The 12978-nt window shown below is 73.8% G+C and carries 11 protein-coding genes and 2 pseudogenes; 4 read left to right on the forward strand and 9 right to left on the reverse strand.

Going from position 1 to position 12978, the window contains the following annotated elements; all coding sequences use genetic code 11:
* Positions 1–94: 94 nt before the first annotated feature.
* Both ADK36_RS04875 and ADK36_RS04880 read right to left on the reverse strand, forming a co-directional pair.
* A complete protein-coding gene (locus ADK36_RS04875) occupies positions 95–1444 on the reverse strand; it encodes a carboxyl transferase domain-containing protein (RefSeq protein ID WP_048587116.1) in 1350 nt (449 codons plus the stop codon).
* Complete coding sequence (locus ADK36_RS04880; RefSeq protein ID WP_048587117.1) at positions 1437–2888, reverse strand: acyl-CoA synthetase; 1452 nt, start codon at positions 2886–2888, stop codon at positions 1437–1439. Before ADK36_RS04880 ends, ADK36_RS04875 begins: the two co-directional genes overlap by 8 nt.
* A 296-nt stretch (positions 2889–3184) precedes the next feature.
* Here ADK36_RS04880 and ADK36_RS45815 point away from each other — a divergent pair.
* The 3 genes and pseudogenes from ADK36_RS45815 to ADK36_RS04890 form a co-directional block, all read left to right on the forward strand.
* Positions 3185–3352, forward strand: a pseudogene (locus ADK36_RS45815) (FCD domain-containing protein); the annotation flags it as partial.
* 186 nt (positions 3353–3538) lie between these two features.
* On the forward strand, positions 3539–5893 hold the full coding sequence (locus ADK36_RS04885) for a glycosyltransferase (RefSeq protein ID WP_078942578.1): 2355 nt from the start codon (positions 3539–3541) through the stop codon (positions 5891–5893).
* Positions 5890–7122, forward strand: a complete 1233-nt coding sequence (locus ADK36_RS04890) for an acyltransferase family protein (RefSeq protein WP_078942579.1) — start codon at positions 5890–5892, stop codon at positions 7120–7122. The genes ADK36_RS04885 and ADK36_RS04890 overlap by 4 nt, the downstream gene beginning before the upstream one ends.
* A gap of 43 nt (positions 7123–7165) precedes the next feature.
* Here ADK36_RS04890 and ADK36_RS04895 read toward each other — a convergent pair whose 3' ends face one another.
* Positions 7166–8233: a MerR family transcriptional regulator gene (locus tag ADK36_RS04895; protein WP_078916780.1), complete on the reverse strand. Its 1068-nt coding sequence runs from the start codon at positions 8231–8233 to the stop codon at positions 7166–7168.
* Between the two features lie 153 nt (positions 8234–8386).
* Between ADK36_RS04895 and ADK36_RS04900 the strand changes: the two genes are divergently transcribed.
* Positions 8387–9271, forward strand: coding sequence for an ATP-grasp domain-containing protein (locus ADK36_RS04900; protein WP_053196493.1), 885 nt, complete (start codon positions 8387–8389; stop codon positions 9269–9271).
* Here ADK36_RS04900 and ADK36_RS04905 read toward each other — a convergent pair.
* The 6 genes and pseudogenes from ADK36_RS04905 to ADK36_RS04930 form a co-directional block, all read right to left on the reverse strand.
* Complete coding sequence (locus ADK36_RS04905; RefSeq protein ID WP_048587120.1) at positions 9268–9867, reverse strand: hypothetical protein; 600 nt, start codon at positions 9865–9867, stop codon at positions 9268–9270. The genes ADK36_RS04900 and ADK36_RS04905 overlap by 4 nt on opposite strands.
* Entirely contained in the window at positions 9833–10636 is an 804-nt protein-coding gene (locus ADK36_RS04910) for an FkbM family methyltransferase (protein ID WP_048587121.1), read from the reverse strand. The genes ADK36_RS04905 and ADK36_RS04910 overlap by 35 nt, the downstream gene beginning before the upstream one ends.
* Positions 10633–10869, reverse strand: a complete 237-nt coding sequence (locus ADK36_RS04915) for a Trm112 family protein (protein WP_048587122.1) — start codon at positions 10867–10869, stop codon at positions 10633–10635. Before ADK36_RS04915 ends, ADK36_RS04910 begins: the two co-directional genes overlap by 4 nt.
* The gene (locus tag ADK36_RS04920) at positions 10866–11801 is read right to left on the reverse strand and encodes a hypothetical protein (protein WP_048587123.1); all 936 of its coding nucleotides are present in this window, start codon (positions 11799–11801) and stop codon (positions 10866–10868) included. The genes ADK36_RS04915 and ADK36_RS04920 overlap by 4 nt, the downstream gene beginning before the upstream one ends.
* A 24-nt stretch (positions 11802–11825) precedes the next feature.
* On the reverse strand, positions 11826–12563 hold the full coding sequence (locus ADK36_RS04925) for a class I SAM-dependent methyltransferase (RefSeq protein ID WP_048587124.1): 738 nt from the start codon (positions 12561–12563) through the stop codon (positions 11826–11828).
* A pseudogene (locus ADK36_RS04930) lies at positions 12560–12978 on the reverse strand (condensation protein); the annotation flags it as partial. The pseudogene ADK36_RS04930 and the gene ADK36_RS04925, both read right to left, overlap by 4 nt.

Here is a 12978-nt window from a genome sequence, read left to right on the forward strand (position 1 = left end):
GGTGAACGGGGCTATCCAGGACGGCTCCGACGCCGTGATCACACCAGCCACACCAAGATCATCTCACCCGTGACCAGCAGTTACGGGACAACCCTTAGGGTGCGCTCCCGCTCGGCCCGCCGACGACTCCCCGGATCACCCCCAGCTCCACCAGGTCCTGCGGCCGGATCCGCAGCTGGTCCGCGGTCGCCTCCACCTCCTCCGGCCCGCGCTTCAGGATCGCCGCCGCCAGCTCCGGCGCGATGACCGAGAAGTAACTGTCCGGCGTGGCCCAGGTGTTGCCGGGCGCCGCCAACGCCAGTGCCCCGCCCGAGCCGCCCTCGCCGACGACCAGCGTGGTGACCGGGACGCGGGCCCCGGCCACCGCCCCGAACAGGTCCGCGATCGCCGCGCCCACCCCCTGCCGCTCCGCATCCGCGTCGTTGGCGGCACCCGGCGTGTCCACCAGCGTCAGCACCGGGATGCCGAGCCGGTCCGCGAGGCGGATCAGCCGGGCGGCGGTGCGGTAGCCCGCCGGGCGGGTGGCGGCGCCGGTCTGGGCGGCGTAGGCGACCGTACGGCCCTCGTGCGCGCCGAACCCGCAGAGCATGCCGTCGGGGTCGGCACCGCCGCACCGGTCGCCGCTGATCGCGACGCGGTGGGTGAAGTAGGCCGCCAAATACGCCTCCGCGCACGGGCGCAGGGGCGAGCGGGCACGCCGGACCGCGTCCCAGCCGGTGGTGGGCGGGCCGGTGGTGCCGAGGTGGCGTGGCGGTGGGGCCGGTGCGGTGGAGGGGGCCGTGAGCAGGCGGAGCCAGCACCCGAGCGACTGCCGCAGCTCCTCCGGGCGGACCACCGCGTCCACCGAACCCGCCACCACCTGCGCCTCCGCCGTGTACGCCGCCGGATCCGCGTCCGGCGGGCGGACCCGGGAGCCCGCGAAGCCGACCTGGGCGCCGGGCAGGGCGAGGGTCACATCGGCGCCCGCGCCGAGGGTGGCCCAGCCGCCGCCGGTCGTCGGGTCGCGCAGGACCGCGATCTGGGGCAGGCCGGCTTCCCGGGTGAGTATCGACTGGCGTGCCACGCGCTGGAGTTGGGTCAGGGCCGACATGCCCTCCTGCATGCGGCTGCCGCCCGTCGCCACCAGCGCCACCACCGGCAGCCGGCGGGCGCGGGCGCAGGTGTACGCCGTCTCCAGCCGGTCGCCGGTGCGTTCGCCCAGCGAGCCGCCCAGGAAGCCGAACTCGAACGCGATCAGGACCGCGCGCGTGCCCTCGACGGTGGCGGTGCCGCAGACCACCGACTCCTCCTCGCCGGTGCGCTCGGCGGCGCGGGCGCGCGAGGCGTCGTAGCCGTGCCAGGCGAGCGGGCCGTCGGGGGCGGAGTCCCGTGCCGGGTACGGGAGTTCGGCGAAGTCCTCCGTCACCAGGGCGAGGGCCTCCCGGGCGGTCCGCCGCTCAGTCATGGCGCAGCGCCCGCTTCATGATCTTCCCCATGTCGTTGCGAGGGAGGGCGGCGAGATGGTGGACCACCCGCGGGCGCTTGTGCGGGGCGAGGCGGCGGGCGACATGGTCCGCCAACTCCTCGTCCGTGGGCGGTGACCGGTGGTCCGCCGGGACGATCCACGCCACGATCCGCTCGCCCAGGTCCGCGTCCGGTTCGCCGGTGACGGCCGCCTCCCGTACACCCGCGTGTTCGAGGAGCGCGTTCTCGATCTCGCCCGCCCCGATCTTGTACCCCCCGCTCTTGATCAGGTCGGTGGCCTTGCGGCCGACGATCCGGACGTACCCGTCGGGGTCGCGCACCGCCATGTCGCCGGTCCGGAACCAGCCGTCCTCCGTGAAGGCCGCGGTCGTCGCGTCGGGGCGGTTCAGATACTCGGTGAACAGGTTGGGGCCGCGCACCTGGATCTCGCCCACCGTCTCGCCGTCGTACGACGTGATCGGCGTCCCGTCCTCCTCCACCAGCCGCAGCTCCACGCCGGGCAGCGGGACGCCGACCGTCCCGGCCCGTGGCTCGCCGTCCGCGCGGACGCTGGTGTTCATGAGTGTCTCAGTCATGCCGTAGCGCTCGACGACCCGCTGCCCGGTCGCGGCGGTGATCCGCTCGTGGTCGTGCACGGGGAGCGCGGCCGAGCCCGAGACGAGAAGGCGGGCCTTGCCCAGTGCCTGCGCCAGCCCCGGGTCCTCGGGGAGGGTCTGGGCGATGCGGTGGTACATGGTCGGCACGCCGAACACCATGGTCGCGCCGTCGTTCAGTTCGCGCGCGACGCCTTCCGTGCTGAACCTGCCGAGGTGGCGTACCGACCCGCCACGGCGCAGCGGGCCGAGGATGCCCAGGACCAGGCCGTGGACGTGGAACAGGGGCAGGCCGTGGACGAGCACGTCCTCCCCGGTCCACTGCCAGGCGTCGGCGAGCGCGTCCAGGGTGTGTGCGACCGCCCGGCGCGGGATCACGGCGCCCTTGGGCGGGCCGGTGGTGCCGGAGGTGTAGACGATCAGGGCGGGGTCCTCGTCGGACGCCTCCGGGGCGGGGCGGGAGCGGGGGCCGGTGGCATGCGCGTCGACGTCGACGCGCTCCAAGTCGCCGAGAGGGGCGGGCAGTTCGTCACCCGGGGCGGCCAGCACCACCGACGGCGCGCTGTCGGACAGGATGTGCCCGAGCTCCTTCTCCCCGGACTTCGGGTTGAGCGGTACGGCGGCGACACCGGCCTCCAGTGCCGCCAGGACCGCCACGGCGGTCTCCAGCGTCGGGGTCGCCCAGACGGCCACCCTGGCCGCCCCGCCGATCCGCGCCGCGAGGGCACCGGAGGCGGCGCCGAGTTCGCCGTAGGCCAGGGAGCGGTCGCCGAACCGCACGGCGGCTCGCTCCGCCGGAGCGCCCGTCAGGGCCGGGAAGAGAGAGGACACGCGTCGTACTCCTGACTGTTGCAACGGGCACTGTTGCTACGGACACCGAGTGTGGTGGCCGTCGGGGCCTGCCTCCAGCCTGGCACGACCAACACCAGCCACACCGCCGCGGGCACTACTGCCACCACCGCTCTTTCCGGGCAGGGTGCGGTCGTGAACTTCAGGGCCGGAGTGAAGGCCCGCTCCCGCGTAGCGGGGCAGAGGTGGCTGAATCGCCGCCAGGGTGATTCGGCGTCCCGCCCGGCTCGGCGGCGCGTCGCACGACGGCGATCAGCCAGGAATTCAAGGAGCGGTCGTCATTCCGCCAGCCCCACCGCCCGGCCCGCTCCCTCGCCCAGCACCAGGCCATCCTCGACGCGATCGAGGCCGGCCACCCGGGGCAGGCGGCGGCGGCCATGCGGCGGCATGTCCGTACGGTGGCGAAGGCGCGGCTGCTGGCCTGGGAGCCGGACGGAGAACGCTAGCCGCGGGTTCCACATTGCCCGGTGCTCTCACATTCGGTCACGCCATTCCCTTCATCTTCTTGGCATGGGCACGTAAAGGCAATCAGCCTTTAACATCGCCGCAGGTGTGGCTTCACGGCGCCTGGTGAGGCTAGGTAGCGACAAAAGGTCCTCCCCCCACATCCGAACAGGATTGGACCCACATCCATGTACACCGAACTGAGGCGCGCACCCGCGCCCCGGACCACTCCGGCCTGCCCGCAGACCGGCGGACCGCCGGCCGACGCGTCGGCACAAGGTCATGTCCTCGCGGTCGGCACCCCCGGCCCCCGACGTGAAAAGCTCACCCGCACCCTCGAATCCACGGGCTACGCGGTCACTCACGCCGCCCCGGGCGACGTGGGCCGCAGCGTCCAGCACACCCCGCCCGACGCCATCGTCGCCCTGGACGGCCACGGCGGAGTCGAACAGGCCCTGGCCGTCGTACGGGAGATACGCACCGCGCCCCAGGGCCAGGTGCTGCCGCTCGTCATGGTCACCGCCGACCGTGAACCCGCCGGTGTCGCCCGCCTGTTGAGAAGCGGCGCGGACGACTGCCTGCCCGAGGCCGCCGACCCCGTCGAACTGTCCGCCCGGATCGCCGCCAAGCTCCACCGCGTCCCGGTCCCCGTCGACCGGCTGGCCCTCGACCCGCGCACCGGCCTGTACTCCGCACCCCACTTCCAAGCCGAACTCGACCGCGAACTGCGCCGGCCCGGGAGCCGCCCCGGGCGCCGCGACGGTGTCCTCGCGGTGGTCGCCGTGGCCGAGGCGGACACGCTGGAGGAACGGTTCGGGGCACGGGTGCGCCGCGAGGTCACCGAACGCCTCGCCGCCGTCGCCGAGCGGCTCGGCAACGGCAGCGACCGGCTCGGCCGGGACGAGGAAGGGCGCCTGTACGTGCTCATGCCCGGCGTGGACGAGGAGACGGCCCGGCGCGCGCTGACGGAGTTCGCCACCACCGTGGCCGGCACCCGGTTCGTCGTCGCCGACGAGAACGTACGGCTGACCCCGGCCGTCGGCTGGCTCCCCCTCGCGGACGCCGACGGCCGTGCGGTCGAGCGGGCGGGCGACGCCGTCGCCGAGGCCCTGCGCCACGGCGACCTGCGGCCCGTCCGCTACGAGCCGTGGATGCGGGCCGCCGCCCCGCGCCGCCGCGCGAGGAGGGTCGTACGACCGCTCCTGCTCGCGCTCTCCCCGCTGCTCGCGCTGCTGATCGGCGTGGGCGTGCCGTTCGCGCTGTACGAGCAGGCGTACACGGTGCTCGGCTGGGACGTCGCCTCGCCGGTGTACTGGGTGGTGGTGGCCGGACTGGTGCTGTCCGCCTCGCTGATCCTCCTCGAATGCCTCTTCTCGCTCGACGCGCCCACCCGGCCCGCGGCGCCCGCGCAGCCGTACCCGCCGGCGAGCGCGGTGATCGCCGCCTACCTGCCGAACGAGGCCGCGACGATCGTCGACACCGTGGAGTCCTTCCTGCGCCTGGACTACCCGAACGAACTGGAGATCGTCCTCGCGTACAACACGCCCCATGCACTGCCGGTCGAGGACGCACTGCGCGAGATCGCCCGCCGCGACCGGCGGCTGGTGCTGCTCCCGGTGCCCGGCAGCACCTCCAAGGCGCAGAACGTCAACGCCGCCGTCAGCCGGGTACGCGGCGAGTTCGTCGGGATCTTCGACGCCGACCACCACCCCGCGCCGGACGCCTTCCGCCACGCCTGGGACTGGCTGTCCCACGGCTACGACGTGGTCCAGGGCCACTGCGTGATCCGCAACGGCGACAGCTCCTGGGTGGCCCGGCAGGTGGCCGCAGAGTTCGAGACGATCTACGCCGTCAGCCACCCCGGCCGGACCCGGCTGTACGGCTTCGGCATCTTCGGCGGCTCCAACGGCTTCTGGCGCACCGACCTGCTGGCCCGCACCCGGATGCACGGCTCGATGCTGACCGAGGACATCGACTCGACGCTACGCGCGTTGACGGAGGGCGCGCGCATCGCCACCGACCGGACGCTGATCTCCCGGGAGCTGGCCCCCACCCGCCTCAAACCGCTGTGGAACCAGCGCTCACGCTGGGCGCAGGGGTGGCTCCAGGTGTCGCTGCGACACCTGTACCGGGCCCTGCGGTCCCCCTCCTTCACGCGCCGTCAGAAGACGGGACTCGTGGTGCTGTTGGGCTGGCGCGAGGTGCAGCCGTGGCTGTCGCTCCAGATCCTGCCGATCCTGCTCCACTCGGCGGTCCGTGCGGGCGGCGCCGACCGCATCGACTGGGCCACCCCGGCCTGCCTGCTCGCCTTCGCCTTCACCCTGTCGGCGGGATTCACCCAGACGGCCTTCGCGGGCCGGCTCGCCCTGCCCGAACTGCGCGCCAGGCGCGGCTGGTTCTGGCGCCACGCACTGATCTCGACCGTCTTCTACACCCACTTCAAGAACATCGTCGCCCGGCAGTCGCACCTCAAGGAACTGCTGGGGGACCGCCGCTGGCGGGTCACGCCCCGCGCGGCCGCCGAGGCGGTGGGGCAGCGATGAGCGGCACCCGCAGGCTCGAACTCCAGGGCTACCGGGGCCTGGCCGCCCTGAGCACGGTCGTCTTCCACGTCTGGCAGCAGTACTACGTGTACGACGCGCGGGGCGCCCACCCGCCGGTCGACAGCCCCTACCTCGGGGCGCTGATCTCCCTGGAGGTCATCGACCTGTTCTTCGTCATGTCGGCGTACCTGCTGACACTCTCCTACGCCCGCGCCGCGATCGACGGCGACGACCGGACCCGCTCCGGCGGGGACTTCCTCTTCCGCCGGGCGACGAGAATCCTGCCGCTGTACTTCCTGGCGGTCCTCGTCGTCTGGTCGCTGCGCAACCCTGCCCTCCCCGGCGACTGGCGCGACCTGCTGGAACACCTCACGTTCACGCACGTCTTCGACCAGCGGCGCATCTTCTACACCCTGGGCCCGACCTGGTCGCTGTCCCTGGAGATCGCGTTCTACCTCACCCTGGTCGCCGTGGGCCCCCTGGCGATCCGCGCCTGCCGCCGCCTGCGCACCCGCCGCGCCCGCGTCGCCCTGTGCGCGGCGGGCTGCGCGGCGCTCTACCTCGCCCCGATCGCCTGGATCGCCGTCGCCCACCATGCCCTCGGCGTCCCGTACACCAACTGGCCGGTGTACTTCGGCCCGCAGGCCCGCCTCGGCGGCTTCGCGGCCGGGATGCTGCTGGCGGTGCTGCTGGTGGCGCTGGGGGAGCGGTGCCGGGTCGGCGCGCGTCGGGCCACGGCGATGGCGTTGACCGCGGCAGCCGGCCTGTACGCGTTGTCGTACCACTCCGAACCGGAGAACCCCTGGCACACCTACTACCACCCCTTGGCCGCCCTCCTCTGGTTCGCCCTGCTCTACGCCACCCTCCACGTGCGAACCTCGGCCCGACCCCGCTGGCACGCCCTGCTGCGCGCCCGATGGCTGACCGGCGTGGGCCTGGTCAGCTACAGCCTGTACATCTGGCACGAGCCCCTGATGCTGCTCCTGTACGACACCGGCGCCCTGCCCCGCTCCCGGGCGGGCTTCCTGCCGGCGGCGGTCTTCGTGGTCGCGGCCGGGGTCCTGGTGGCGACGGTGAGCTACTGGGCGGTGGAGTACCCGGGCAGCCTGCTGGCGGGGTTGCGGGACAAGAAGGGACGTCCACGGGACTTCTATCCGCAGCCGCAGCCGCAGCCGGCGCCGGAATCGAAGCCGGAGCCGCGGCGGGAGGCTGAGCCCGCGGTGAGGTGACCCCGGCCGGGTATGTCGGCGCCGCCCGCCTGATGCGACCAGGTCAGGCGGCGCCTTCCACCACGTCCGCCACCACACAGCTGACGTTGTCCGGCCCGCCCGCCCCGTTCGCCGCGTCGATCAGGGCGTGGACGGCGGCGTCGGGGGCCGGGGCGGAGGTGAGGAGGTGGCGGATACGGGCGTCGGGGACGACGCCGTAGAGGCCGTCGGAGCAGAGGAGGTAGCGGTCGCCGGGTTCGGTGTCCTGGAGGCGGAGGTCCGGGGTCGCGGTCGCGGTGGAGGACAGGGCCTTGAGGAGCAGCATGCGCTGGGGGTGGGACGTCGCCTCCTCCGGGGTCAGGCGGCCCTCGTCGATCATCGACTGGACCACGGTGTGATCGTGGGTGATGCGGAACAGGGCGCCGTCGCGCAGCAGATACGCACGGGAGTCCCCGATGTGGACCAGGGCGAGGCGCGAGCCCGTCCACAGGAGAGCGGTGAGGGTCGTACCCGACTCGTCCGCGCCGTTCGTCGCGTCCCGGACCGCCTCCGTCGCGCCCTGCACCGCCTCCTCCAACAGGTTGAGCACGTTCCCGGCCGGGAGTTCCGCCGCGTCCAGGAAGCGCAGCGCATCCACCGCGGCGCTGCTCGCGGGCGCGCCCGCCGGCCCGCAGCCGTCGGCCACGGCGAGCAGTCGGGTGCCCGCGTAGGCGGTGTCCTGGTTGGCGGGGCGGACCCGGCCCCGGTCCGAGTGTGCGGAGTAGCGCAGTTCCAGCATGGTGGTGTCCTTCCTCGGTGTCGCCGACATGTGCCCGATGAGGAACTCGGCGAGGTCCCGCCGCGCGGCCGTCTCCGACTCCACCTGCGCCCAGTAGGCGCGGATCTCGCGGGCGGCGTCGGCGTCCGGCAGTGCGCACACCCGACGGATCCGGGCCAGCGGCATGCCCAGCCGCCGCAGCCACGCCACCAGCCGCGCCTGCTCCAGCTGTTCGACGGCGTAGTACCGGTACCCGGTCTCCGGGTCGACCCGGCGGGGCTTCAGCAGTTCCAGCTCGTCGTACAACCGCAGTGCCTTCGGCGACAGCCGGCAGGCCTTGGCGAAGGCCCCGATCGTCAGCATGTCCTCGCGCATCCCGGTCCCCTCCCGGCCCTTTTCCGGCCCTCTCCGGTTCCTCGCACCGATGCTGGGCCTTCCCCGAAGGTGAAGGTCAAGCGGCCTGTCCCGGTTCCGGAAGCGCTTGTTAACCTGCGATCCGCTCGACCGTTCCGCCCGAAGGAGCCCACCGTGCCCCGAATAGCCCTCGTCACCTGCCGCCCCGGCCCCGAGGTCAGCGTCGACCGCGACCTCCCCGTGCTGGTCAGGGCGGTGCGGGAGGCCGGGGCCGAGGCGGACGCCGTGTACTGGGACGACGAGCGGGCCGACTGGGGCGGCTACGACCTCGCCGTGATCCGCTCCACCTGGGACTACAGCTGGCGGGCGGCCGAGTTCCTGGCGTGGGCGGAGCGCTGCGGCAAGGCCACCCGGCTCGCGAACCCGGCCGAGGTGGTGCGGTGGAACGCCGACAAGCGGTACCTCGGCGAGCTCGCCGACGCCGGTGTGCCGGTCGTGCCCACCCGCTACCTCGCCCCCGGTGACGGCGCCGACGCCCTCCCCGTCGACCACGAGTACGTCGTCAAGCCCACCTCGGGCGCGGGCGCGCGGTTCGCCGCCCGCTACACGCCCGACGAGCACGACACGGCGGTACGGCAGCTCGCGCGGATGCACGCGGAAGGGTTCACCGCGATGGTGCAGCCGTATATGAAGGGCATCGACGTCAGCGGGGAACGGGCGCTGCAGTTCTACGGCGGCCGCCTGCTGCACGCCAGCCGCAAGGGCGCCGTCCTCGCGCCCGGGACCCCCTACGACGAGCGCAAGGTCGCCCACCCCGGTCTGGAGCCCTGGACTCCGACTCCGGCCGAGCTCGCTGTCGCCGAGCGCGCCCTGGCCGCCGTACCGGAGACTTCGGAGCTGCTGTACGCGCGCGTGGACCTCGTGGACGGGGAGGACGGGCCGGGTGGCGAGCCGCGGGTGATGGAGCTGGAGCTGGTCGAGCCGAATCTGTTCCTTTCGCTGCACACGGCGTCCGTCGCGCGCGTGGTCGAGGCGATCCTGACGGCGGCCGTCCGCTAGCCGGTCACCGCCACCCGCTGCAACAGCCCCCACGTGAACTCCGCCACCACCTCCCGCCGCACCCCCGCCTCGTCCGGCGCCGTGAACGCCAGGCCCCACCGTGTCGGGGCCGTCCCCTCCAGGGGCCGGGCGGGGGCGAAGGCGCGGGCCGCCTCGTCGACCGTGCAGGACCAGGGGGCGAGGTCGGACAGGGTGCGCAGGGGCGGGCCCGGGGCTCCCGGGGCGCGGACGAGCCACTCGTTCCACACCGCGCCGTTCGGGGCGAGCAGCACCTCGAAGCGCAGGTCGGGCCAGAGGGTGACCGGCCACAGCCAGGCCGCGCAGTCCAGGTCGCCGACCTTGCGGGTGACGACGGACTCGGGGGCGCCCAGCACCGAGCGGTAGCGGGAGGCGGCCCCGCGCGCTCGCGGGGAGCGGACCATCGCCTGCCACCGCTTGTTCGCCTCGCGCATCTCGGCGAGGGAGACGCCCAGTTCACGACGGGCGTTGTCCACCAGGTCCGGGTTGTGGTCGGCCATGCGGCGCAGCAGCACCAGCTGGAAGTCGAGGGGGGTGAAGGGGCTAGCGGGGTGCTTTCCGGAGGGCATGCGATCCATCGTCGCCGACCGGGCGGCGGCCGTCGGGGAGAAAGAGGACCGAGTTGACGTACCGCGGGCCGCGGAAGGGCAGGACCCGGCGCAGCAGGCCCTGGGTGACGACGTACGAGGTCTCCGCCTGGTGGGTCTCCAGCGGGAAGCCGCTCAGGGGCACCCAGTCGCGGCCGGGCAGGACCCAGCCGTCGTAGCCGAGCAGGGAGAGGTACGTCACCACCGGGGCGATCGGCTGGATGCGGGACTCCAGCTCGATGAAGAGGGCGGGGCGGTCGCGCGCCAGGATGGCGGTCGCGCCGCGCAGCACCGCGAGCTCGCTGCCGTCGACGTCGATCTTGACGAACCCGACGTCCTTGAGGCCGAGTTCGTCGAGGGTGACACAGCTGACGGGGAGGGCGGTGGCGTGGATGTTCCGGCGGACCAGGGAGGACACCCCCCGGTCGCCCGCGTCGCGCGGCGGCAGCCAGAGCCGGGCCGCGCCGGGGCGCTCGGCCGCCGCGGCCTGCACGACCCGCACATTGGGCGGGGCCGTCGCCGCGAGCAGCCGCGCGAGGTGCGGGACCGGTTCCACGGTCACCACCCGGCGGGCCCGCCGCGACAGGCGGCGCGTCCACGGGCCGTACCACCCGCCGACGTCCACGGCCGTCCCGCAGCCGGCGGGGCACAGCTCCGCCAGCCGGGCCAGCTCCGGCTCGAAGCGCGGGTACACGGCCCGGGCGACGGCGGCGACCAGGCGGGTGGGTAGCAGAGGGGCGATGCTCGCGGCCAGGGTCATGGGGCCATCCGTTGGAGGAGTTCCTCGTGTTCGTCGTCGGAGACCTGCTCCCCGGAGGCCGGCAGCAGCTGGGGGATGCCGTCCACGATCGGGTAACGGCGGTGCAGGCGCGGGTTGTACAGGGCCTCGGCCGCCGCCTCCGCACCGTCCGGCCCGTCCGGTACGACGAGGTGCAGCGGGCCCTTGTCCAGCGGGCAGGCCAGGATCTGGAGCAGCGGATCGTCGGGTTTCATGGCGGGGTCAACTCCTTGGCGCCGATGGGGGGTTGAGGAGACGGCGGGGGTGGTGGCGCGGGTGGGTCGTGTCTCGGCATCGACAGCAGTACGGCGACGGCGAGCGCCGTGCCCGCGACCCGCAGCGTCAGCCGCAGCGGGTCCTCGGGCAGCGTCTCGCCGAACGACAGGGTGCCGAGGACGGCCGTGTACAGGCTGGTCACCGTCGTGCACACCGGCACGATCAGCGAGGCCCGGCAGCGCTGCAGCGCGGCCTGCGACATGACCAGCCCGAACGCCCCCGTGAAGAGCAGGAGATACGGGTACGGGGAGCGGAGCAGGCCCAGCAGGGCGCCGCCGATCCCGCTCGCCGTCAGCTGGCTCGACACCCCCTTGATGGCGAGCGAGCTGACCCCGTAGAGCAGCCCCACCGCCACGCCGTACTCCACGCCGGTCGTCGGCAGCCGGTGCCGGTGCCGGGCCCTGCGCTCGGCGGAGTTGTACAGCCACACGCCCGCCGCCAGCGAGGGCACGCACACCAGCAGGATCAGCGGATACGGGGCGGCCCGGCCCACGGTCTCCCCGCCGTCGGGCCCCTCCCGCAGCGACAGCACGACCATCAGCAGCGCGGCGAGGATCGCGCCGAGCGCGTACCGCTCCCGCCCGCTGGTCTCCTCGCCCAGCAGCCGGGCGGAGAGCAGGACGAGCAGGACGAGCCCGGAGACGAAGATGCCCTGCGCGGCGGCGATCGGCAGGGTGCGGTAGACCACGAGCTGCGCCCCGAACCCGGCGGCGAGAGCGAGCGAGCCGCCGATCCACAGCGGGCTGCCGAGCACCAGCCGCAGCAGCCGGGCGGGTTGCCGGATGCTCACCTGCGGCAACGCGGTGAGCGCCCGTTTCTCCAGGACGAAACCGAGGCTGTACAGGGTGTTCGCCATCAGGGCCGCGGCCACTCCCCACCACATGGTCCACGCCCCCTACGTCCGTCGTGCGTGCAGCAGCAGGATCGACGCGAGCGGCGGCCGGGCACAGGCCAGCCGGTCCAGAGGGCGGAGCGGACGCGGTACGCCGTGGAAGGGCGCCCCCGCCAGCCGTACCACCTCGAATCCGGACGCGGCGACGAACTCCCGCAGCGCACGCGCGGTGTAGAGCCGCAGATGCCCCACGACCTCCCGCCCCGGCCGCCCGTGGATGCCCCGCAGGCTGACCTCCGAGAACACCGGCTGTACGCCCGCCAGCAGCAGGCCGCGGTTGTACCAGGCGGCCAGGTTCGGGGTGGAGAGCATCAGATGGCCGCCGGGGCGGAGCACCCGGCGGATCTCGTCCAGGGCGGCGTCCGGGTCGACGAGATGCTCGATCACCTCACTGAACAGCACGGCGTCGGCGGCACCGGTGCGCAGCGGCAGCCCGCCGTCGGTGAGTTCACCGCGGACGGCGTACGGGATCCGGGTGCGGGCGCGGCGTAGCGCGTCCTGGGACCAGTCGATGCCGACGATGCGGTGGCCGGGGAGGTAGGGGGCGGCGGTGGCCGCGGCGGTGCCGTCGCCGCAGCCGATGTCGAGGATCGTGCGGCTCCGGCCCGCGGTCGCCGGCCCCAGGGCTTCGGCGAGCATGCGGGCCTGACGGCGGCTGCGGGGGGTGCCGGAGGCTACGGGGACGGCTGGGTTCTCGTAGAACTCGCGTAGTTCGGGGGGTTTCACCGGGGTGGTCGTCACGGGGTCACCTCCGTGGTGTGCAGGTAGTGCTCGAAGAGGTCCCGGAGGTGGGCGCCGTCGCCGTGGCTGAGCAGGGCCCGCGACCAGCGCAGGGCCAGGTGGAGGCGGCCCGCGGTGGAGGCGGTGGTGACGGTGAGGCCGCGGGGCATCCGGGCGGGTGCCGAGAACCACACGGCGTGCGCGCGGCCCGCTTCCTCGCCGAAGTCCAGGGGGTACGGGATACGTCCGATGTTGCTGAGGAGGGTGGTCGAGGTCCAGGGCGCGGCGGCTCTGCGCAGCCCGCGGGTGAGGGCGGCGCGGACGGCGACGGGGGCCCAGGGGGCGGTGAGGAGGGAGGCGCCGTGGCCGAGCTGGGGGCGGGGGAGGGACTTGAGGGCACGGGTGCGGATGGCCGTGCGGCCGAGGAGGGCGGGCA

It is taken from the genome of Streptomyces viridochromogenes (assembly GCF_001270495.1).
Taxonomy (GTDB): Bacteria; Actinomycetota; Actinomycetes; order Streptomycetales; family Streptomycetaceae; genus Streptomyces; species Streptomyces viridochromogenes_A.

What these genes read in the sequence shown, in the direction of transcription:
- ADK36_RS04875 (WP_048587116.1), bottom strand. Translation starts at nt 1,444, where the DNA reads ATGACTGAGCGGCGGACCGCCCGGGAGGCCCTCGCCCTGGTGACGGAG.
- ADK36_RS04885 (WP_078942578.1), top strand. Translation starts at nt 3,539, where the DNA reads ATGTACACCGAACTGAGGCGCGCACCCGCGCCCCGGACCACTCCGGCC.
- ADK36_RS04890 (WP_078942579.1), top strand. Translation starts at nt 5,890, where the DNA reads ATGAGCGGCACCCGCAGGCTCGAACTCCAGGGCTACCGGGGCCTGGCC.
- ADK36_RS04895 (WP_078916780.1), bottom strand. Translation starts at nt 8,233, where the DNA reads ATGCGCGAGGACATGCTGACGATCGGGGCCTTCGCCAAGGCCTGCCGG.
- ADK36_RS04905 (WP_048587120.1), bottom strand. Translation starts at nt 9,867, where the DNA reads ATGGATCGCATGCCCTCCGGAAAGCACCCCGCTAGCCCCTTCACCCCC.
- ADK36_RS04910 (WP_048587121.1), bottom strand. Translation starts at nt 10,636, where the DNA reads ATGACCCTGGCCGCGAGCATCGCCCCTCTGCTACCCACCCGCCTGGTC.
- ADK36_RS04915 (WP_048587122.1), bottom strand. Translation starts at nt 10,869, where the DNA reads ATGAAACCCGACGATCCGCTGCTCCAGATCCTGGCCTGCCCGCTGGAC.